Source organism: Paenibacillus sp. XP01 (assembly GCF_057364885.1).
Genome location: NZ_CP139481.1, coordinates 837542 through 857681, shown reverse-complemented (window position 1 = coordinate 857681; position 20140 = coordinate 837542). Strand labels below are relative to the sequence as shown.

Here is a 20140-nt window from a genome sequence, read left to right as displayed (position 1 = left end):
GTCTCCGGACTTCACGCGCTTCTTGGTGAAACGTGAGCCGATTTATTTCCCGAGAAATATTAGAAAACGTCGATTGCCGTGCTTTCATAGAAGACAGACCGCCACTCACGGGAAATTTCTTGCGATGATCAAATCCTGACGCCGGAGAATGCGCAAAAATCCATCATTTCTCTGGTGCGCGCTTATTCGGCGTCAATGTACCAAAATGTCCGCTTATCCGTTTAATCCATTCGTGATTGAATCGTAACCTGACGGCCTTCAAGTTGGACCAAACCTTGGGCGAACCAGGACACCACTTCAGGATAGAGCTGCTTCTCGGCAGCATGAATGGCATCACTAACCGAATCCGGCGTATCCCCAGGCAAAATCGGTACAGGATGCTGGGCAATAATCGGCCCGGTATCCATGCCTCCATCCACGAAATGCACCGTAACCCCCGTCACCTTCACGCCATAATCCATTGCCTGGCCGATCGCATCCTTGCCGGGAAAAGCCGGCAATAAGGACGGATGGATGTTGATTAACCGGCCTGCATACCGATCCACCATGACCGAAGTCAGCAGGCGCATGTAGCCGGCCAGGACGACGAGATCGATGTTTCGGGATTCCAGCACATCCACGATTTCCGTTTCGTAGTCTTCGCGGGATGCATAGTTTTTCGGCGTAAACAGATGGCAGGCCACGCCTGCCTCTTCGGCCCGCTGCACGACCCGTGCAGCAGGCTTGTCGCAGACCAGCAGGTCAACGGAAGCTTCGATCTCCCCGTTCCGTGCCGCATCGACCAAGGCCTGAAAGTTCGTCCCTTCGCCAGAAGCAAATACGGCAATGCGGTATTGAGCCATTAAACATCCGCTCCCGTGAAGGTTACTCGTGCATCCCCTTCAGTTACACGGCCGATGACGTATGCTTCCTCTCCGGATGCTTTCAGCTCTTCCAGAGCCTGAGCGGCATCCGCCTCGTTCACGACGAGCACGAGACCGATTCCCATATTAAACGTGGTGAACATGTCGCGGTTCGAAACGTCGCCCGTTTTCTGAAGCAAGTCGAAGATCGGCAGGATCGGCCAAGAGCCGTATTCGATATCCACGTTCACGCTGCCTGGCAGCATCCGCGGAATGTTCTCGATGAACCCGCCGCCCGTAATGTGGGCCATGCCTTTGACGTTCACTTTTTCGAGCAAGGAAAGCAGTGGTTTGACGTAAATTTTGGTTGGCTCCAAAATAACGTCACCGAGCTTGCCGCCCAGCTCTTCAATGTGATCCTGAAGGCCAAGTCCGGCTTTCTCGAGGAGAAGCTTGCGCACCAAGGAAAATCCATTGCTGTGCACGCCGCTGGACGCCAGTCCGATCACCGTGTCTCCAGGCGCAATCGCAGAGCCGTTGATGATTTTTGCCTTGTCCACGATACCTACCGTGAAACCGGCGATATCATACTCGCCCTCGCTGTACATGCCCGGCATTTCCGCCGTTTCGCCGCCGATCAGCGCACAACCCGATTGATGGCAGCCTTCGGCGATCCCGGCCACAATAGCTTCAATTTTCTCGGGAATAACCTTATCGCAGGCCAGATAATCGAGGAAAAACAAAGGTTCCGCACCCTGCACGACGATGTCGTTCACACACATGGCCACGGCGTCGATCCCGATGGTATCATGGCGGTCCATGGCAAACGCGATTTTAAGCTTGGTCCCTACACCGTCTGTGCCGGATACGAGCACAGGCTCTTCGTATTTGTCTTTGTTCAAGCCAAACAGGGCGCCGAATCCCCCCAGGTCGGTCATCACTTCCGGACGGAAGGTCCGCTTCACGTGTTTTTTCATCCGTTCTACCGCTTCGTTACCTGCCGCGATATCGACACCGGCATTTTTGTATGCTTCTGACACTACCATCGCACCCTTCATCTGGTTCTATAGATCACATTTCCAATCGTTCTTGCCACCGTTACATCCCTGACAAATGAATTTGCACCAATTCAAAACCGGCCACACCCAGCGTGTTGAACTTGCCGTACTCCTCCTGCTGCAAATGCCGAACATACTCATCCCCGCAATATAAATGCCCGGCGCATTCAAACACTTTCAGTTGTTCTTTTTCTTGCGTCAGAGGAATGTTGCCAATGATCTTCCAATCTCCACTTCGGATATAGGCCGGCGAAGCGAAAATGACGCTGCTCCGCCGCTTGCCGAACGTATATGGCAGGAAGTCACCGTCCCTCAGCTCGGCGGTTTCGTCAGGCTGAATGCGAATCACGCCAAAGGAAAACGCCTTTTTGAACCGACCTCTGAGCGCGCACACGACCTGACAGATCGCCGTGCGGCCGTCCTCCATCGGAAGAAGGAAGATATCGCCTTCGTGATACGTTATCCGTTTCAACATATTTAACAGCTGCATCCGAATTTCTCTTCGCCGCCGAAATCGAGACGGGTCGGATAGTCGTTATCAAAACAAGCGAGGCATAAGCCACCTTTGTAATCACTTTCGTTGTTGCCCTGAATCGATGCAATCAGTCCTTCCGGACTGAGGAAGGCCAGGGAGTCCGCATTGATTTCGCGGCAAATCTCTTCCACCGACAGCGAAGACGCGATCAATTCGCGGCTGTCCGGCGTGTCGATGCCGTAGAAGCACGGATTCTTGAACGGCGGCGACGTAATCCGCACATGGACCTCGGCAGCTCCCGCATCGCGAAGCATGTTTACGATCCGGCGGGAAGTCGTTCCGCGAACGATGGAGTCGTCGATCATGACTACGCGTTTGCCTTCCACCACGCGGCGTACGGCGCTGAGCTTCATTTTCACGCCTTGCTCGCGCAATTCCTGGCTTGGCTGGATGAACGTACGGCCCGTATACTTGTTTTTGATCATGCCCATCTCATACGGGATGCCCGTTTGCTCGGCATAACCGATGGCTGCGGAAATGCTGGAATCCGGCACGCCGGTCACCAGGTCTGCATCAACGAACGCTTCCAGGGCCATGCGGCTTCCCATCCGTTTGCGGGCCGCGTGTTGGTTCGCCCCGTTCATGTCGCTGTCCGGACGCGCAAAGTAGATATATTCCATCGCGCACAGCGCCTTGCGGTGCTTGTGATGATCGAAACGGTCCTCGTGCAAACCGTCCGCATCCAAGATCAGCAGTTCGCCGGGCTCGATATCGCGAATCAATTCTGCGCCGATCGTTTCAAGCGCGCATGTCTCGGACGCAAACAGATAGGCATCGCCCAAACGTCCCATCGTCAGCGGACGCAGACCGTGCGGATCGGAAGCGACCAACAGCTTGTCGTTGGTCATGATGAGGAACGCATATCCGCCAACGATGCGCTGGAACGCATCTTTTGCTGCTTCGACAAGGCCCTTTGGCGACCGCGCGATCAGATGCGCGATCACCTCGGTGTCACTGGTCGTCTGGAAAATGGAACCGCTCTGTTCCAGTTCGCGCCGAATGGTCGGTGCGTTCACGATGTTTCCGTTCGTGGCTACCGCCAAATCGCCGTCGCGATACTTGAACACCAAGGGCTGCGCATTCGTCAGCTTGCTGTCGCCGCTGGTGGAATACCGGACGTGACCGATGGAAATGTCGCCGCTGAGCGTCTGCATCAGGTCTTTCGTAAATACTTCTTTGACCAATCCCATGCCGCGATGGTAATGAAACTCATTGCCGTCGCTGACGCACATTCCGGCACTTTCTTCCCCGCGGTGCTGCAGGGCATGAAGTCCGTAATAAGAAAGGGAAGCCGCGTCAGGGTGCTTGAACACCCCGAATACGCCGCATTCTTCTTTCAATTTGTCGAGTCCTTCCTTGCCGGACCCTTGGTTGTAATAATCGCCTGTCCACAATTGTCCTGTCGTCAGTTCATGAGACATGGAATCGCATCCTCCCAGACCTGTGTCAAACCTCCTACGGGTTCATTCACGGCTGTTGTTCCGTTCACTTCAATCGTCAGGTTGCTTCCTTCAACACGTCCAATGACAGCAACCGGCACGCCCCGTTCGCGCACAAAAGCTTCCAGCTTGCCGGCTTGCTCCGGCGCAGCCGACAACAAGATCCGGGACTGGCTTTCGCTGAACAATGCATGGTCGCCGCGCAGCGACGTTTCGACATTCACTTGAGCTCCCAGCTTGCCGCTGATGCAAGATTCCGCCAGCGCTACAGCCAAACCGCCTTCGGACAAATCGTGCGCCGAGCGAACGAGGCCGGATTGAATCGCTTCGAGCACCGTGCCGAGCAATGCTTTTTCCTTGTTCAGGTCCAGCTCCGGCGGACGGCCTTCCGTTGTGCCGTGAACGACGTATTGCAGCTCGCTGCCGCCCAGTTCGGCTTTGGTCTCGCCGAGCAGGAGAATGACGTCGCCTTCAGCTTTGAACCCTTGCGTCGTGATGTGATCCACGTCATGCACCAGACCAACCATGCCGACCACCGGCGTCGGGTAAATGGCACCCTTGGCATTTTCGTTGTACAAGCTGACGTTACCGCCAATTACCGGCGTATCGAGCACGCGGCAAGCCTCAGCCATGCCGTCCACCGCTTTTTCCATCTGCCAGAAAATGTCCGGTTTCTCCGGGCTGCCGAAGTTCAGGTTGTCCGTCAGGGCCAGCGGCTCCGCACCGGAGCAAACGATGTTGCGCGCCGCTTCGCTGACCGCGATGCGTCCGCCTACTTCCGGATCAAGATACACGTAACGTCCGTTGCAATCCGTCGTCATCGCCAGGCCTTTGCGCGTGCCGTGAATGGTTACGACTGCCGCGTCCGAACCTGGACGAACGGCCGTGCTTGTACGCACCATGTAATCGTACTGGTCATACACCCACTTTTTGCTCGCCACGGTCGGCGAAGCCAGCACTTGTTTCAACGCACCGCCAAGGTCCGTCACTTCGTCGTAACGAAGCGTGTCGATGGAAGCACTTTGCTCGTAGTATGCGGGTACCGTGGATGGTTTGTCGTACACCGGACACTCGTCCACGAGCGCTTTTACCGGCATGTCGCCGACAACCTCGCCGTGATGGAACAGCTTGAGGCGGCCGTCGTCCGTTACTTTGCCGACCTTCGCACAGATGACGCCCCAACGCTCGAAGATTTCCAGCGCTTGCGCTTCATCCTTCGGTTCGATGACGAACAGCATGCGCTCTTGGGACTCGGACAGCATCATTTCGTAAGGCGTCATGCCTTCTTCCCGCTGCGGCACCTGATCCAGATACAATTCAAGTCCATTGCCCGCTTTGCTTGCCATTTCCGCACTGGAGCAAGTCAGTCCTGCAGCACCCATATCCTGAATACCGAGCACGATGCCCGTGTCGATCAGTTCAAGGCAGGACTCCATGACGAGTTTTTCCATGAACGGGTCGCCGACCTGAACCGCTGTCTTCTTGGATTCGGATTCTTCCGTCAGCTCCACCGAAGCAAACGTTGCGCCGTGAATTCCGTCGCGTCCTGTTGGAGGACCGACATAGTACACCGGGTTGCCTACGCCTTTGGCTACGCCGCGCTGAATTTTGTCGTGATCGATCAAACCTACGCACATTGCATTGACGAGTGGATTGCCTTCATAACTTTCGTCGAACATCACTTCCCCGGCTACCGTTGGAATCCCGATACAGTTACCGTATCCGGCAATACCCGAAACGACATGCTCGAACAGGTATTTCACGCGATCGCTCTCCAATTTGCCGAAACGAAGGGAGTTTAGCAAGGCCACCGGTCTTGCGCCCATGGAGAAAATGTCACGGATGATACCGCCAACGCCTGTTGCCGCACCTTGATAAGGCTCGACCGCGGAAGGATGGTTATGGCTCTCGATTTTGAACACAACCGCTTGATTGTCGCCGATGTCCACGATCCCGGCGCCTTCGCCCGGACCCATCAGGACGCGTGGGCCACTAGTCGGGAAACGACGCAGGAGCGGCTTGGAGTTTTTGTACGCGCAATGCTCGGACCACATCACGCTGAACACGCCGATTTCGGTATAGTTCGGCTTGCGTCCCATGAACTCGCAGATCAGCTCGTACTCGCTGTCGGATACGCCCATTTGTGCATATAGTTTATGTTCTGCGACCTGTTCTGCCGTTGGCTCCTTAGCGGATAGCTGCTGCGTCATGTCGATCCCTCCATGCTTTCAAAATAGATGTAAACATACGTTTGCCGTCTTCCGAGCCGAGCAGCGAATCCACCGCGCGCTCCGGATGCGGCATCATGCCGACCACGTTGCCTGCTTCGTTGCAAATCCCCGCAATGTCCGCCAGGGAACCGTTCGGGTTGTCGCCGTACGTAAAGACGATCTGGTTGTTCGCCTTCAAGCTGGCAAGCGTTTCTTCATCGCAATAATAGTTGCCTTCGCCGTGTGCGATCGGAATGACGATCTCTTCGCCAGACGCATAATCGCGGGTAAACGGCGTATTTGCATTAGCCACTTTCAATACTGTATCGTGACAACGGAATTTCAGGGACATGTTGCGAATCAGTGCACCCGGCAGCAAGCCTGCTTCCGTCAAAATTTGGAACCCGTTGCAAATGCCCAGCACGTATTTGCCTGCTGCCGCAGCCTTCGCTACCTCATTCATGACAGGGGCGAACCGGGAGATCGCTCCGCACCGCAGGTAATCCCCGTAAGAGAAACCGCCCGGAACAAGGATACAATCATAGGCAGACAAGTCCGTTGCCGTATGCCACACATAATCCACTTCTTGACCAATCGCCTCTTCCACGGCTTTGTAGCAATCGATATCGCAGTTGGAGCCGGGGAACACAAGAACTGCAAATTTCATGGGATTAACCCTCCAATTCGTAGCGGTAATCTTCAACAACGGTGTTGGCGAGCAGCTTCTCGCACATCACTTTCAGACGGCTTTCCGCTTCGACACGATCGTTCGTATCCAGTTTCAGCTCCATGACTTTACCGATTCTTACGGCTTCCACTTCATTGAAACCCATGGAATGCAGCGCTCCTTGAACTGCCACGCCTTGCGGGTCGAGTACGCTTTGCTTAATAGTGACATAGACGGTTGCTTTGATCATAATCCTTCAGTTCCTCCTCAGTAATGAACGGGATAAATGCTTTATGCTGTTAAAAGTGGCGTTGGCGCTTGCTCCGGAGAAGTTTGGCTTTCGATCGCTGTTGCCCCCAACACTAATCAATCACACAAGGCCACTGCGAGTGCAGTACCATCTTCCGATCGCTGTTATCCCCAGATTTTTTTGATCCCCTTCCTAAGGGGAAAATCCGGTGATAAATGCGACCGCTTCGCTTCTCCAGATTGGTTCTGCCTCTCCGTTAACGTGTGTATGTTTTTTTGCGGTTTGCATAGTGGTCGAAACCTGGGGATAAAGGCGAACACTATCGCTCCTTTAAGAACAATTCCGTCCCTCCGCTAGTCCATGCGAGCTTTAAAAGGCTTAAACCTTTACGTTAGGCGGTAATGGTAGAAAGAACATTGCTGAGAACAATTAACTTTAGTTTGCCGTCAAACGGTTGTAAATATCGACGTACCTGGCGGTGGTTGCCTCAACCACCTCTTGCGGCAGCGGGTCTGGCTGGCTGTTCTTGTCCCAATCCGTGCCTGACAGATACGCACGCACCGGTTCTTTGTCCATGCTGTCGATTTCGATGTCGAGCGCGTAGTTTTCCTTTGCCCAGAAGCGTGATGCATCAGGGGTGAATATTTCGTCGATCAGGATGACCTTGCCATCCACGATGCCGAATTCGAATTTGCAATCCGCCAGGATGATGCCGCGCTGATCGCAGTAGTCGCGGGCGAATTCGTACAGCCGCAGGCTTTTTTCCTGAAGCTCCACCGCCAGCTCGTCGCCTACCAGTTCCTTCATGCGCTCCATCGGGATATCCTCGTCATGCCCCACGTCGTTTTTGGCTGCAGGGGTGAAGATCGGGGACGCCAGCTTGTCATTTTTGCGAAGGCCTTCCGGCAGCTTGATGCCGTTGACTTCGCCCGTTTGCTGGTATTGTCTCCAGCCGCCGCCGGTGATGTAGCCGCGCACCACGCATTCGATGTCGATGCGTTCCGCTTTGCGGGTAACCATGATGCGGTCCTTGAGCAATTCGGGTTCGGTCACGATATCGCCCAATCGGCTTACGTCGGTATGAACGACATGGTTTTCCATCATGCTGCCCGTCAGCTCGAACCAGAAGCTGCTGAGTTTGTTCAGCACGTTGCCCTTCTCCGGTACCGCCGGCTCCAGCACGTAGTCGAAAGCCGAAATCCGGTCCGTCACAACGATCAGGAAGTGTTCGCCCAGATCGTACAGTTCGCGTACTTTGCCTTTATACAACAATGGAGCTTTAACAAGATCTGCCGCAGTGGACAGCGCCATGAAGGCTCACCTTCTTTCAGGAGATGGTAAACATATAAGCTCATTCCCTTAATCACGCTTGCAACTACGAATGCAGAACACCCTCCGATCGCTGTTATCCCCGGATTTTTTGAATCACACTTTTGCAAAGTGAAAATCCGGGGATAAAGGCGACCGCTTCGCTTCTCCAGGTTTTTCTGCCTTCTCCGTTTCTGCGTGAACTCATAATGAGCTTATATTTTTGATTAGTTGGTAAGGCCAAGCTTTTTGAAGATCGTGTCGACGTGTTTCAGGTGCCACGCCGGGTTGAACGCATCTTCAATTTCCTCTTCGCTCAGCGCCTCGGTAATTTCAGGTGTGGACTTCACGATGTCCTTGAACTGACGCTGCTCTTCCCATGCCTGCATCGCACGCGGTTGAACGGTATCGTACGCCTGCTCGCGGCTGAAGCCTTTGTCGATCAGCTTCGTCATGACGCGGCCGGAGAACGGCACGCCATACGTGCGCTCCATGTTGCGTTTCATGTTTTCCGGGAACACGGTCAGGTTTTTTACGATGTTGCCGAAACGGTTCAGCATGTAGTTCAGCAGCATCGTTGCATCCGGCAGGATGACGCGCTCGACGGAAGAATGCGAGATGTCGCGTTCATGCCACAGCGTAACGTTCTCGTATGCCGATACCATGTGTCCGCGAATGACGCGGGACAGGCCGGAGATGTTTTCGCTGCCGATCGGATTGCGTTTGTGCGGCATGGCCGAAGAACCTTTTTGACCTTTGGCAAAAGCTTCTTCCACTTCGCGGAACTCGCTCTTCTGCAATGCACGGATTTCTGTAGCGAACTTGTCCAGCGATGTAGCGATCAGGGCGAGCGTCGCCATGTATTCCGCATGACGGTCGCGCTGCAGCGTTTGGGTCGAGATTGGTGCGGCTTTCGTACCGAGCTTTGCACAAACGAACTCTTCCACGAACGGATCGATGTTGGCGTATGTGCCTACCGCGCCGGAAATTTTGCCGTATTGCACGTTGTCTGCCGCATGGCGGAAACGCTCCAGGTTACGCTTCATCTCTTCGTGCCACAAGGCCATTTTCAAACCAAACGTCGTCGGCTCGGCATGTACACCGTGCGTACGTCCCATCATTGGCGTGTGTTGGTATGCCAGTGCCTTTTCCCGCAAAATGTCGATGAAGTTCACGATGTCGCGCTCCAGGATTTCGTTTGCTTGACGGAGCAGATAACCGAGTGCCGTGTCCACGACGTCCGTGGATGTAAGGCCGTAGTGAACCCATTTCCGCTCATCGCCCAGGCTTTCGGATACGGTACGCGTGAATGCGATCACGTCATGGCGCGTTTCTTGCTCGATCTCGTAAATCCGGTCAATGTCAAAAGTAGCCTTCTCGCGCAGCAGCGCTGCATCTTCTTTAGGAATGACGCCCAGTTCCGCCCATGCCTCGCATGCGCAAATTTCGACTTCCAGCCATGCTTTGAATTTGTTTTCTTCCGTCCAGATGGCTCTCATTTCAGGTCTGCTGTAACGTTCGATCATGAATTTGTATTCCTCCAAATCGTAGTTTGTTCAATCCATTGTAATCCTTCTTCAACATCGTGACAAAGCAGATTGACATGCCCCATCTTCCGTCCTGTTTTCGCCTCGGTTTTTCCGTATATATGAAGCTTGGGGATAACACCCAGTTCAATGGCATCGGCATCCGGCGCGCCCGTTCTCTCGATGACCGGTTCCAGATGTTCCCCGAGTACGTTGACCATGACCACCGGACTAAGCAACGTCGTATCTCCGAGCGGCAATCCACAAATCGCGCGAATATGCTGTTCGAATTGGGACGTGGCGCAAGCCTCCATCGTGTAGTGACCCGAGTTGTGCGGCCTTGGTGCAAGCTCGTTCACATACAACCTTCCATCCGCCGCCACAAACATCTCGACGGCGAGCAGCCCAACCGCCTCCATCGATTCCGCGACCGCGGCGGCCAATTTTTGCGCTTCCAGCTGGATGTCGGCAGGGACTCTCGCCGGAACGATAGAAGCATGCAAAATGTTGTTCACATGAATATTCTCCGCAGGCGGGAACGTTTTGATCTCTCCTGCCGTGCTGCGCGCGACCACGACGGAAATCTCGCAATCGAACTTGATGAATTGCTCCAGCACGAGTTCTGCTCCCGTGGCTGCAAGTTCCTCATAGGCTTTCAAAGCCTGGGACGCATCGCGGATAACGCGCTGTCCTTTGCCGTCATAGCCGCCGGTAACGGTTTTGAGCACGCAAGGCACGCCCAGTTCGCCAACCGCTGCTTGCATCGTGTCCGCGCTCGTAATCTCGCGATAAGGGGCAACGCGGACCCCTGCAGCTTCAATGGCTCTCTTTTCGCGGAGTCGATGCTGCGTCGTATAAAGCAAGCTGCTTCCCTGCGGTACGTAGGATTCCCTTTCAAGCAGGGCAGCAACGCCCGCATCCACATTTTCGAACTCATAGGTGATGACATCGCATTGGCGAGCCAGCTCCAGCGCCGCTCCTTCATCCGCATAACCGGCCTCGATCTGCCGGGCTACCTGCCCGCACGGAGCGTCCTTCGCCGGATCCAGCGTAATGAAGCGATATCCCATTGCAGTACCGGCAAGCGTTAGCATGCGGCCGAGTTGGCCCCCGCCAAGAATGCCGATCATCGTATGTCCAGGCAGCATCACCCGATGCTGCGATCCGTTTTTACTTTTTTCCGTTCCGCTCATAGCTCATCACTGCTTTCGAGCACTTCCTGCTTGATGCGCTCCCGCCGAGCTTCGCTCCGGCTTTGCACTTCCGGATCGAATGCCCCGATCATTTGCGCAGCCAGCAGTCCCGCGTTCGTCGCTCCCGCTTTGCCGATGGCCACGGTGGCCACGGGAATGCCGCCAGGCATTTGCACGATCGACAGCAAGGAATCCAGACCATTTAGCGCTTTGGATTGCACCGGCACGCCGATGACCGGAAGCATCGTTTTTGAAGCGACCATGCCTGGAAGATGCGCTGCTCCGCCAGCTCCGGCAATGATGACTTTGAAGCCTCTGCCGGCCGCCTGCTCGGCGTATTCAAACATCAAATCCGGCGTACGATGCGCGGATACCACCTTTTTTTCGTAACCGATCCCTAGCTCGTCCAGCACCTCGCACGCATGCTTCATCGTCTCCCAATCCGACTTACTGCCCATGATCACAGCAACCTGAACTGACATGAATTCACTCCACTCCCGTCTGATCGTTTTGGTTTAAAACAACAAAAAGTCCGCTACCCGCGAAAACATCACATTTTCTCCGGACACCGGACTCCAGGAAATACGCCGCCAGCATTTGGGCATACCAAAAGGGGGCTTGCTGTCCGCATCGGAATGCATGCGACTCACAGCCGTATCTCCTCGTAGTCCGGAAATTTACGGTTCCCAGGTAGAAACTTCCGGGCCCTATCCCCGGCATTATACGAGCAAATATCATTTCGTCATTGAATTATGAATCCAAACTTTCGCACCAGTTCGACCATTTTTTCATCTGATCGACACATCTAACATTCTAACAATCCCCTACAAGGAATGTCAACTTAAAGACGAACATTTAACATATTGACAAATCTAATGTTCGGAAATTACAGAACGAGCCACATCAAACCGGTCTATATTATGAGAAAAACGGAAAAGCCGGCTTCTCCATGAAGGAAGAAAGCCGGCCCACACGCCGCAAGGCGTTTTCCACTATTAAATAAACGATTATTTAACGACAAGAACAGGGATCCGGGCATGCTGCACGACATTATGACTTACGCTGCCCAGTACGAATTCGCGAATCCCGCCGAGCCCCCGGCTGCCGATCACGATGACGTCGGAACCGTTCTCTTTGGCATAATCCAGCAGCACCTCGGCAGCGGCCCCTTGGATCAGGTCAACATTTGCCGTCACACCTGCAGCTTTGATACGCTCTTTCGCCTCATCCGTCGTCTGCACCGCCAGATTGTAATAGTCGTTATTGAGCGATGGCGGCAGCGGTGCCAGTCCTTCACCGATAAATACGCGCGGAAAATCATAGGCATGGACGACATCTATTACGGCCCCCGGTGACGCCTTTGCCAGCTCGATGGCACGATCAAGAGCCTTGTTTGAAGCTTTGGAACCGTCATAGGCAACCAGAATTTTGGAGAATAACATAAACATCCGTCCCTTCCTTGTTATGTAACACCCTTTAAACCTTGCGCAAGCGGTTGAATCACAGGCGACATGCCCTTAGTTCTCGGTAGGTCCCGCTTATCTACCAAAGAAAGTATCCATAAATGACTGCATTCAGGAACAACAGCAGCGGTACTCCGATCACGAAACTGGGATGTTTGGTTTTGTGCCTTTTGCGGTACATCGCGATCCATACACCCAACGCTCCGCCGATAAAGGCAAGCAAGAACAACGTTCGTTCCGGGGTGCGGTCCTTCCGGCGCTGGGCTCTTTTTTTGTCATCCGACATGACGAGGTATCCGACCACGTTAATGAAAATAAACCATACAATGATTCCGGTTTGCATATGTTGCAAGCGGCCCCCCTAACCCGGGACATCTCCCTGTACCCTCATTATAATCCCGGAAAGGCCAAACTACAAAGCTTGACCTCTCCTTTTTACGGGCAGCCGATGAGCCGCGAGATGCAATCCTAGGATTCCTGTTTCGGGATCCCGTTCAGGCTGGGCACTCTCTTGCCTGCTTTTTGCGGGCGCGCACCGATGCTTTCTTCCTTAATACTGTCTTTGTTTTGCTGATTATGAATCTTTTCCGGCTTATGATACGGCATTTGCAAGTCACCTCCCACCGTTACGTTTCCTGAAAAAGAGGTAACTTATTCAGACGTTCTGGCCAGTACTCCCCGCTGCGTTATCCTGAGCCCGTCCAGTTCCGAACGACGCGTTATGATGTCCGAACGCTGCGCGTCTTCAGATCCCTTTGCACGATGAAATGATATAATGCTCCATACAGATTGGCATCGTTTCTGAATGCGCAGGCCGTAATTTGGGGATTTGCCATATGGAACGGGTTGATTCGTTTGATTTCGTCGATACCCCACCGAATGCGCTCGATAAGGATAGGCTGGGCACTGATTCCGCCCCCGATGGCAAACAGGTCCGGATCAAGGACATATTGCAAATTCATGATCTGTGCAGCCACGTTCAGGCAGTAGTTATCAAAAACTTTTGTCGCTTCAGGGTCTTTGTTCACAATGAATTCAAACACGGCTTCGCCATCCGTCGGGTCTTCCAACCCTTTCATCATGCCGATGGTACGCACCATTTCCACCGCCGAGCATTCCAGGCCAAAATACGTCGCCTCCCGCGTCACCGGAGCCACGTCGCTCATGATGTAACTGACTTCTCCGGCAGACAGGTTCGCTCCCCGATGCAGTTTGCCGTCCACGATGATCCCCGCACCGATGCCGCTGCCCAGGACAAGCACGATCGAATTGCTCACATGGCGGACGCTGCCGAGCCACAGCTCGGCCAGGGCCGCGCATTTGCCGTCGTTTTCGATGGATACTTCGATTCCGTATCGATCATGAATCATTTTCCGCAAATTCACTTCATGCAAAAACGGAAAGCTGCCCCCGTGGTAGATGACGCCCGTTTCCACATCGACCGTTCCCGGACAGCTCAGGGCGATGCCCTTAATGTCGGACAGGTCCTGTGCGTCAATTACCGAATATAACGCATCTTCCAGCTCCTGCAGGTTTGTTCTGCCCACATGGCGTTTATCTTTATGCAGGATTTCCCCTCCGGAACTCATCAACGCATATTTCACGAATGTACCGCCAATGTCCACAACCAAATACATCTTTATCGACTCCCCGCATTTAAGTTCAAGGCTCAAAAGGTACTTATCACTTATCTCTTAAGTCATATCATGCAAACTGTTGCACACGGATATCCAAGGTTGGCTTTACATCCAAACCTTCATGGCACGTCCCCTTGAAATATAAAATGATCTCTCTTATATTTATGGTATTTATTTGCGAAAAAAGGTGTTTTTTCGACTTCGTGCATACAAGGAGGCTCTAATCTTATGCCGATCTCCATCACTTCCCTTGAACAGGCCTCTCAATTGGTTGCAAACGCCACTCGCGTTCCCGTCTTTTATATGTATCCCGGCTCGGATGAGCTGTGGTCTTTTGGCGGGTTTCGCATTTCCCGTTCGAACCTGAAGAAGGCGCCTGCCGATCTGCTGCACTCCATCCAATCCGTCCAGTTCCGGAAACCGATACAATTGGTGAATATCAACAATCAGGCGGATCAAATGATCGTCATGCCCCTAACCACTCACGAAATGGGCGAGGGCCGTCTCATCCTGTGGCCCAATTATCGCAAGTTTTTGGACCCTCATCCGATGGACCAGCACCTGGAGCCTGCAATATTGCAGCCGCCCGATCCCGGACAACTGATCCATACCGCATCGCTATTGCACTATCTTCTGTACAACGAAAGACTGGAGGACGATCAGCTTCCGAACGAAGAACACAAAGCGGATGCGCTCGAGATATCGCTCATGGAACAAAGGGAGAACAGCCTTTACCATAAGTCCTATCTGGCAGAGAAAAAGATTTTCGAACAAATCCGTCTGGGGAACAAAGTCAAGATGCTCCGTTACTTGAACCAGCATGTGAACATGGACGGAATCTATGGGACCTTGTCCAAAACCGACAATTTGCGCAGCAAAAAAAACCTCATCATCGCGGCCATTACGATGGGCACCCGCGCAGCGATTGAGGGGGGATTGTATTCGGAAGTGGCACTGACGCTTAGCGACACGTTCATTCAATACGTGGAAAGCATGCCTCACATCGATTCCATTCAGCCTGTGTTGGAACAGATCCTGCTTGAATTCACGGAACGGGTGGAACGCGTTCAGCGAGCCCATTTTTCCAGGGATATCCTGATGTGCCAGGAGTATGTTCTTGAGCATTTGTATGAGGACCTCGATTTAGGCACACTGGCAGCGCATGTCAAAATGAGCCCCTCCTATCTGTCCAGGAAATTCAAGGACGAGACGGGAGAGGCTCTCAAGACGTTCATTCAAAAACAGCGGATTGAAGAAGCGAAACATTTAATCGTTTTTACCGACTATCGTCTCAGCGAGATTTATCCCCTGTTGAACTTCCACGACCAAAGTTATTTCATTAAAATATTCAAAAAGCATGCAGGCGTCACGCCGAAACAATACCGCGACCGCTTTGCCGCCAGAACGTCCTGACGGCGAATGCGGCCGACCGCATCATGCATCCTATTGGGCCAAGAGCGTAGATCGACGTCTAGTCTAAAACCTATTCACCCTTTTTCTCCAGCGCCGCTTTCAGCAGGTCGCCAAGGTTCGAACCCAGGCTCTCCTGTTTGGAATACTGCTTCACCAGCTTCTGCTGCTCGCGCTTGTTCACATGTTTCTTGTCCTTGCCCAGCACCTCGGTAATGCCGCAAGGCAGGCAGCGCACGAACATTCCCGCTTTGCCTTCCTTCAGCTCCATCTTTTTGTGGCACTGCGGACAACGGCGATTGGACAGCTGTTTCTCTGCCGAACGGCGATAACCGCAATCCTCTGTCGGACAAACGAGAAACCTTCCCCGCTTGCCCTTCTTCTCCAGCAACCTTGCATTACAGTCCGGGCAGTGGCTGTTTGAGACGTTATGCGGTTTGTACTCGGCTTGGCTCCCCTTGACGGTCGATACAAGCTCCCGTGCCATCGTGCGGATGCCCTGCAGGAAAGGCTCAGGCTTGCCTTGTCCCCTCGCGATGCGCTCCAATTCGGCTTCCCAACGGGCGGTCAGCTCAGGCGTGCGCAGTTGCGGCGCAGCAAGTTCGATCAGCTGTTTGCCCTTGCCTGTCGGGTGCAGGCTGTTGCCTTGGCGATCGATGGTGTCGGAGCTGACCAGCTTCTCGATAATGTCCGCCCGCGTAGCTGGCGTGCCGAGTCCGTGTTTTTCCATCTGCGCCAGCAGCGCGGCTTCCGTGTACCGTTTCGGAGGCATGGTGCGCCCGCTTTTGATGTGGCAGCGCTGGATCGTCACGCTCTGGCCCTGGTGCACCTCCGGCAGAAGCGCACGCTCCTGGTCCAGCGAATCGTCCGCCGATTCGTCGTCGTCGTCCGTATAATCGGACCCGTAGACTTCGCGCCAACCGCTATCCTTCACGGTCGTTCCTTTCACATGGAAGGAATCCTCGCCAACCTTTACCGTCACTGCCACCGAATCGTATTTAGCCGCAGGGTAGAACAGGCTGATGTAACGGCGCACGATCAGATCGTACAGCTTGCGTTCCTCCGGGTTCAGCTGGTTGAGCAGCACTGTCTGTTCCGTCGGGATAATGGCGTGGTGATCCGTCACTTTGCTGTCGTCCACGATGCGTTTGGTCAGATTCAAGCTTTTGCGCAAAAGAGGACGAGCCAGCGCGGCATAAGGCCCCACCGCCACGCTCTCCAAACGCTCCTTGAGCGTGCCGGCCATATCCGAAGTCAAGTAACGGCTGTCCGTCCGCGGATATGTCACCAGTTTGTGCTGCTCGTACAGGCGTTGAAGCACGTTGGAGGTTTGCTTGGCCGAGAAACCGTATTTTCGGTTGGCATCCCTTTGCAATTCGGTCAGGTCGTAAGCCAGCGGATGCGGCTCGACTTTTTCGCTCTTTTTGACTTGGGCAATCACACCGGCTCGGCCTTCAACCCGTTTCTTGAGCGCTTGGGTCTGCTGTTTGTCGAAAATGCGCGCGTCCCCGCCCGAAGCTCTCCACGTCGCTTGGAAATCGCCCATGTCCGCGGTCAACGTCTCATATTCCTCGGAACGGAATCGGTTGATTTCATTTTCGCGGTCCATAATCATACCCAGCGTTGGCGTCTGTACCCGGCCTGCGGACAATTGGGCATTGAAGCGGCAAGTCAATGCGCGCGTCACGTTGAGCCCGATCATCCAGTCAGCCTCGGCCCGGCAGCGCGCAGACTCATAGAGACGGTCGAACTGGCTGCCCGGCTTCAGCGAAGCGAAACCTTCCTTGATCGCCTTATCGGTCTGGGAGGAAATCCACAGCCGTTTGAACGGCTTTTTCCACTGCGCCATCTGCATGATCCAGCGGGCCAGCAGTTCCCCTTCCCGCGCGGCATCGGTGGCAACGATCAATTCGCCGACATCCTGGCGTTTCATGAGCTGCTGCACCGCTTTGTACTGATGGTTCGTCTCCTTGAGCACCTTCAGCTTGGCGCGTTCCGGCAGAATCGGCAGATCCTCCAGATTCCAGGTGGCATACTTTTTGTCGTAATCCTCGGGCTCGGCTAGGCCGACCAGGTGGCCCAGCGCCCAGGTCACGATATATTTCGGACCTTCGAAGTAACTTTTATGTTTATCACGCGCGCCCATTACTCGGGCAATCTCGCGTGCGACAGAAGGCTTTTCTGCGAGCACCAACGTTTTCAATCGATCTCTTCCTTTCCCGTGAAGCACATAATTCCCCGTTCGGGGCGTGTTTTTCCCATCCTGTCCATTATAACATTTCACAACATCCGTCTGCCTCCTCATCTTCTCCTTATTCCAATCTCCTAAATTTTTACCACCACTATAATGTTAGATAACATTACAAATAACAGCGAATCCCAACTTTATTTTAGGTGAAAGAGAATCAAAGCTATTCGAAGAATGACAGATTAAACAACATTATGTATGCGTTTTTTTGAATAAATATAAATGTTGTTAGAATATCTAACATGTAATTAGAATGGATCAATAAATAGATCACCGATCCATCGCACATCTTCAGATTTTTTCAGAAAAGGGAGCGTGAAGGCATGAGTTATCAACAATCAGCCATGATGAAAAAAACAGGAGCCTTGCTTCTTGCAGGCGCAGTGCTCGCCACCGGTTTTGGAAGCCCGGCTCCATCGGCAGCGGCAGCGGCCAGCACAACCCTACCTGCGGGCAAAACAGCAGCAGCAACGGCTGGGAAAGCTCCTGCTACGGCAGCAGCCTTTGTGAAAGCGATGGAAGAAGCCGCAACACTTGCAGGCGTTCCTTTTTCCATGGACACGCCTATAGGCACAACCGTCAAACGCAAGGACGCGGCAAAGGCGCTGCAACAATGGCTAAAGCTGGAGCCTGCGACCGAGACGTTCAAGGACGTACCGGATGATGCCGATTATGCTGGCGCCGTAAGCGCCCTGAACCAGGCGGGCCTGATGAAAGGATACACCGAATCCTTGTTTCTGCCCAATGCGGTATTAACGGAAAATGACGTTGCCGTCTTGAAAGACCGCATTTATGACTACATCAAACCTTTTGTCCTGGAAGAAGCCACGATTACTGAGATTCAGGCTGCCATGACGCAGGGAAAAATCACCTCCAAAGAGCTGGTTCAGAAGTATCTGGACCGGATCGAAAAATACGATGATCAAGGCGTCAGCCTCAAAGCCGTGTTGACGCTGAATCCGGAAGCGCTGAACATCGCCGAAGCTCTGGATGAGGAGCGCGCAACGAAGGGCGCACGCGGACCGCTGCACGGCATACCGGTGCTGGTCAAAGACAACTTCGATACCAACGACATGCCGACAACCGCGGGCTGCCTTTGCCTGAAAGATTCCGTGCCTTCGACGGATGCGGAGCAAGTCAAACGTTTGAAAGATGCCGGGGCCATCATTTTGGGCAAAACCAACCTGCATGAATTCGCCTTTGGCATCACCACCTCCAGCTCGCTTGGCGGACAAACGCTGAATCCTTATGCACTGGATCACTATCCGGGCGGTTCCAGCGGCGGTACGGGCGCAGCCATTGCCGCGAACTTTGCCGCAGCCGGACTGGGTACCGACACGGGCGGTTCCATTCGGATCCCATCCAGCTTCAACAGCCTGGTCGGCATTCGTCCAACGATCGGCTTGTCCAGCCGCGACGGCATCATTCCGCTTGCGCTGACCCAGGATGTGGGCGGTCCGATGGCACGCACCGTCAGCGATGCTGCGATCATGCTCGACGCCACGGTTGGCTATGACAAAAAAGACTCGGCCACAGCGTACAGCGTCGGCCGTATTCCTTCCAGCTACACGGATTATCTGGATGTGAACGGGTTGAAGGGTGCACGCATCGGCGTAGCCACCGAGCTGATTCCTAGCACCAAAGCCGAGGAAAAAGAAGTGGCCGACGTCATCAACCATGCCGTGACAGAACTGGAGTCGCTGGGTGCGACGGCTGTGCCGATCCAAATCCCGAACCTTGCCGAAATCAACAAATATCCAAGCCTTAGCGGATACGAGTTCAAATTCCAACTGAATGACTACCTGGAATCGCTGGGGGACGAAGCTCCTTACCACAGCCTGTCCGAAATCATCGCTTCCGGTCAGTTCGATAAGTCCCAAGAGCAATCCATGAAAGCCAGAGATGCGCGAGCCACGCTCGATACGACCGAATACAAGGATATCGTGCTGAAACGTACGCAGCTGACTCGCGATTCCTTGTTGAAAGTGATGGCCGACCATCATCTGGATGCCATCATTTATCCTACATCCACGCAAGCTGCGGGCGTCATCGGCGAAGGACAAAATTCCGGCGGCAACAACCGGTTGAGTCCATTCTCCGGCTTCCCGGCGATCACCGTGCCTGCCGGATTCACCAGCGAAGGTTTGCCCGTAGGTATGGAATTCCTTGGCCGTGCCTTTGATGAAGGTACGCTGATCAAGCTGGCGTACAGCTACGAGCAAGGAACGCACCACCGCCAAGCACCCAAATTCACGCCATAAACTGTTATGACGGACTAATTACAAAATCATTCCATAAAAAAAGTACACCTCACTCTTAACACAGTGAAGTGTACTTTTTTAGTTGACCATTGT

The 20140-nt window shown here is 53.7% G+C and carries 18 protein-coding genes and 1 riboswitch; of the genes, 2 read left to right on the top strand and 16 right to left on the bottom strand.

Translation table 11 applies throughout. The features are described from left to right. Positions 1-221: 221 nt before the first annotated feature. The 15 genes from purN to SNR34_RS03920 form a co-directional block, all read right to left on the bottom strand. Positions 222-842, bottom strand: a complete 621-nt coding sequence (gene purN / locus SNR34_RS03990) for a phosphoribosylglycinamide formyltransferase (RefSeq protein WP_236420608.1) — start codon at positions 840-842, stop codon at positions 222-224. Further along, positions 842-1882, bottom strand: a complete 1041-nt coding sequence (purM, locus tag SNR34_RS03985; RefSeq protein WP_486181187.1) for a phosphoribosylformylglycinamidine cyclo-ligase — start codon at positions 1880-1882, stop codon at positions 842-844. Before purM ends, purN begins: the two co-directional genes overlap by 1 nt. A gap of 58 nt (positions 1883-1940) precedes the next feature. Beyond that, the gene (locus SNR34_RS03980) at positions 1941-2390 is read right to left on the bottom strand and encodes an immunity 26/phosphotriesterase HocA family protein (RefSeq protein WP_486181186.1); all 450 of its coding nucleotides are present in this window, start codon (positions 2388-2390) and stop codon (positions 1941-1943) included. Continuing rightward, the gene (purF, locus tag SNR34_RS03975; protein WP_236420605.1) at positions 2378-3856 is read right to left on the bottom strand and encodes an amidophosphoribosyltransferase; all 1479 of its coding nucleotides are present in this window, start codon (positions 3854-3856) and stop codon (positions 2378-2380) included. The genes SNR34_RS03980 and purF overlap by 13 nt, the downstream gene beginning before the upstream one ends. Beyond that, the gene (gene purL / locus SNR34_RS03970) at positions 3841-6084 is read right to left on the bottom strand and encodes a phosphoribosylformylglycinamidine synthase subunit PurL (RefSeq protein WP_236420604.1); all 2244 of its coding nucleotides are present in this window, start codon (positions 6082-6084) and stop codon (positions 3841-3843) included. Before purL ends, purF begins: the two co-directional genes overlap by 16 nt. Further along, positions 6062-6751: a phosphoribosylformylglycinamidine synthase subunit PurQ gene (purQ, locus tag SNR34_RS03965; protein WP_339276056.1), complete on the bottom strand. Its 690-nt coding sequence runs from the start codon at positions 6749-6751 to the stop codon at positions 6062-6064. The genes purL and purQ overlap by 23 nt, the downstream gene beginning before the upstream one ends. 4 nt (positions 6752-6755) lie before the next feature. Beyond that, the gene (gene purS, locus SNR34_RS03960) at positions 6756-7001 is read right to left on the bottom strand and encodes a phosphoribosylformylglycinamidine synthase subunit PurS (RefSeq protein ID WP_236420602.1); all 246 of its coding nucleotides are present in this window, start codon (positions 6999-7001) and stop codon (positions 6756-6758) included. A 435-nt stretch (positions 7002-7436) separates the two neighbouring features. Beyond that, positions 7437-8312, bottom strand: a complete 876-nt coding sequence (locus SNR34_RS03955; RefSeq protein WP_236420601.1) for a phosphoribosylaminoimidazolesuccinocarboxamide synthase — start codon at positions 8310-8312, stop codon at positions 7437-7439. Positions 8313-8536: 224 nt separating this feature from the next. Next, complete coding sequence (purB, locus tag SNR34_RS03950; protein ID WP_339276052.1) at positions 8537-9835, bottom strand: adenylosuccinate lyase; 1299 nt, start codon at positions 9833-9835, stop codon at positions 8537-8539. Further along, positions 9832-11028 carry a 5-(carboxyamino)imidazole ribonucleotide synthase gene (purK, locus tag SNR34_RS03945; RefSeq protein WP_486181185.1) on the bottom strand — a complete coding sequence of 399 codons (1197 nt, stop codon included), beginning with the start codon at positions 11026-11028 and terminating at the stop codon, positions 9832-9834. The genes purB and purK overlap by 4 nt, the downstream gene beginning before the upstream one ends. Continuing rightward, positions 11025-11510 carry a 5-(carboxyamino)imidazole ribonucleotide mutase gene (gene purE / locus SNR34_RS03940; protein WP_339276050.1) on the bottom strand — a complete coding sequence of 162 codons (486 nt, stop codon included), beginning with the start codon at positions 11508-11510 and terminating at the stop codon, positions 11025-11027. Before purE ends, purK begins: the two co-directional genes overlap by 4 nt. Before the next feature lie 163 nt (positions 11511-11673). Continuing rightward, a riboswitch (purine riboswitch) is annotated at positions 11674-11775 on the bottom strand. 260 nt (positions 11776-12035) lie between these two features. Next, positions 12036-12470: a universal stress protein gene (locus SNR34_RS03935; protein WP_236420717.1), complete on the bottom strand. Its 435-nt coding sequence runs from the start codon at positions 12468-12470 to the stop codon at positions 12036-12038. 100 nt (positions 12471-12570) lie between these two features. Continuing rightward, positions 12571-12834 carry a DUF1294 domain-containing protein gene (locus tag SNR34_RS03930; protein ID WP_236420716.1) on the bottom strand — a complete coding sequence of 88 codons (264 nt, stop codon included), beginning with the start codon at positions 12832-12834 and terminating at the stop codon, positions 12571-12573. Between the two features lie 125 nt (positions 12835-12959). After that, positions 12960-13097 carry a hypothetical protein gene (locus SNR34_RS03925; protein WP_236420597.1) on the bottom strand — a complete coding sequence of 46 codons (138 nt, stop codon included), beginning with the start codon at positions 13095-13097 and terminating at the stop codon, positions 12960-12962. A 113-nt stretch (positions 13098-13210) separates the two neighbouring features. Next, positions 13211-14128, bottom strand: a complete 918-nt coding sequence (locus SNR34_RS03920) for an ROK family protein (protein WP_486181184.1) — start codon at positions 14126-14128, stop codon at positions 13211-13213. Positions 14129-14356: 228 nt separating this feature from the next. Between SNR34_RS03920 and SNR34_RS03915 the strand changes: the two genes are divergently transcribed. Then, positions 14357-15541, top strand: a complete 1185-nt coding sequence (locus SNR34_RS03915) for an AraC family transcriptional regulator (RefSeq protein ID WP_236420595.1) — start codon at positions 14357-14359, stop codon at positions 15539-15541. Between the two features lie 70 nt (positions 15542-15611). Here SNR34_RS03915 and SNR34_RS03910 read toward each other — a convergent pair whose 3' ends face one another. Further along, positions 15612-17741 (bottom strand): DNA topoisomerase III, encoded by a 2130-nt coding sequence (locus tag SNR34_RS03910; protein ID WP_486182393.1) that lies wholly within the window; start codon positions 17739-17741, stop codon positions 15612-15614. Positions 17742-18109: 368 nt separating this feature from the next. Between SNR34_RS03910 and SNR34_RS03905 the strand changes: the two genes are divergently transcribed. Then, positions 18110-20047: an amidase family protein gene (locus SNR34_RS03905; protein WP_486181183.1), complete on the top strand. Its 1938-nt coding sequence runs from the start codon at positions 18110-18112 to the stop codon at positions 20045-20047. The last annotated feature ends 93 nt before the right edge of the window (positions 20048-20140 follow it).